At 69.1% G+C, this 2,197-nt stretch carries 1 protein-coding gene; it reads right to left on the minus strand.

The features are described 5' to 3' along the window. Positions 1–316: 316 nt before the first annotated feature. The gene (locus GRX66_RS18425) at positions 317–1,978 is read right to left on the minus strand and encodes a histidine kinase N-terminal 7TM domain-containing protein (protein ID WP_159527777.1); all 1,662 of its coding nucleotides are present in this window, start codon (positions 1,976–1,978) and stop codon (positions 317–319) included. Positions 1,979–2,197 lie beyond the last annotated feature (219 nt).

A 2,197-nucleotide genomic window follows, 5' to 3' on the forward strand; every position in this document is an offset into this window, starting at 1 on the left:
CGGACACCCCGCTGGTCGCCGTCGCGGCGGTGGTCGCATTCGCCGCCGGCCTGATGTCGTTCCCGCCGGTGATGCAGTCGTACCTGATGGACGCGTTCCCCGCGGCGTCCGCAGGCGGCGACCTCGGCGCGATGCGCACCGTCTACATCGGCCTCGGCGCGCTCGGCCCCACCGCCGTCGGCACCGTCGCGACCGTCGCGGACTACCAGGTCGCGTTCTCCGGATCGTCGCTGCGCTCCTCGTCTGTGCGGCGCTCGTCGCGGCGAAAACGTGACCGGCCGGCACCGCACTGTACCGCACCGACACCGCACCGGCGTCAGGGTTCTGCGGCACGCTCCACGTGCGCTTTGACGCCCGTTACCTCGAGACGGACGCCGCCCGCCGCGCTCTCCGTGAGGTCGACCGACCAGTCGTGCACGTCGGCGATGTCCGCGACGATGGAGAGCCCGAGACCCGTGCCGTCGCTGCTCGTCGTGAAACCGCGCTTGAAGACTTCCTCTCGGTCGGCCTTCGGAATGCCGGGGCCGTCGTCGGCGACGTAGAACCCCGTTAGCCCCTGACGGTCGCTCGTCACGCCGACCGTGACGGTCACGTCCTCGCCGCCGTGCTCGACCGCGTTCCGGAACACGTTCTCGAGGAGGCTCTCGAGCTGGTCGGGGTCGGCTCGGACGGTCACGTCGCGGGAGTCGATGTCGAGTGTCGCGTCGTTCGTGACGATGTTCAGCCACGCGCGCTCGGCGACCTCGGTCAGCGAGATGTCCGTCTTCTCGGGCGTCTGGAGGTCCACGCGCGCCATCCGGAGTGTGCCGTCGATGATGTTGTCCATGCGGTCGAGGGCGTCCCGGACGCGGTCGAACTCCTCAGGGTCGCCGGTGCGTTCGGCGATGTCGAGGTAGCCGTCGGCGACGTTCAGCGGGTTGCGGAGGTCGTGGCTGATGGTGTCCGCGACCCGTTCGAGGCGGTCGTTCTCGCGGTCGAGTTCCTCGCGTCGCCGGTGGAGCTCGGTGACGTCTCTGAGGAGCAGGAGCTCGCCGACGCCCGCCCCGCTGACCGGGTTCGATTCGACGGCCAGCCACCGCGTATCGTCGTCCCCCTCCACCTCGACCGTGGCGGCCTCGTCGCTGGCGGCTTCTTTGAGCACTGCATCGGGGAGGACCGCCGTGGCGCGCTCGCCGGTCGCGAGGTCGGTCCCGAGCACCGACGCCGCTGCGGGATTGTAGTCCGCGATGCGCCCCTCGCCGTCCACGACGACGACGCCGTCGCGGAGTTCCTCGAAGACGCGGTCGCGAGCGATCGGCACGAGGTCGAGGAGGTCGTGGCGGACGATTGCATACCCGAACGCGGCCGCCGTGACGCCGAAAAACGCCTCCGGCTCCACGGAGGTCGCGCCCGCGAAGTACGCCGTCTGGGCGAGCCACGGAACGGAGACGCCAGCGAGCACGGCGACGGTCTGACGGCGGTATTCGCTGCCGACCCTGATTGCGTGCTCGAGCAACAGCATCGTCCCGACCGAACTCACGAGCCACGAGTACGCGGTGGCGACCCAGAACAGCGGCCCGAACTCGCGCGTGAGGCGGACGACACCGTCGGCCGTTTCGAGGCCGACGTCGGTCCGCACGAGCATGTGCCACTCGTTCGTGACGGCGGCCACGAACAGCACCACGGGGAACACAGCGAGCGCGCCGACCGTCCGCGAGGTCACCCACGATTCCCGACCTGTGTACTCGGCGGCGAACACGAACCACGCCAGCGGCACGACGAGGATGCCCACGTACTGGACGTTGATGGCGAGGAGTTTCGTGGGCAGGTCAGTGACGGCGACCTGGACGGCGTTCCCGCCCGCCCAGACCGCGGTCGCGGAGCTGAACGCCGCGACGCCCCGCGACCCGGGGACGCTCCGGCGGTGTGCGTAGACCGCGACGATGGCCGAGACGATCGTTGACACGATCGACAGCCCCACAGCCGCGGTGAACTGCATAATTCTCGATGTGTTCGTATTCCCGAATAAGTGTATCGCCTCTTCGTTGACGCGTTCCGGGACGTCGACAAAATCTTGTCCGGAACTATCAGAGAAAAATCAGGTCACTTCACAGCGCGTCGAGCACGCCGTCCGCGTCGGCCGGCACCGGCGTGGTGCCCCTGCCGGCCTCGGCCGCCGCCTCCGGGTCCTTCAGGAGGTGGCCGGTGGTCAGACAGA

The organism is Halobacterium bonnevillei (genome assembly GCF_009831555.1).
GTDB classification, from domain to species: Archaea; Halobacteriota; Halobacteria; order Halobacteriales; family Halobacteriaceae; genus Halobacterium; species Halobacterium bonnevillei.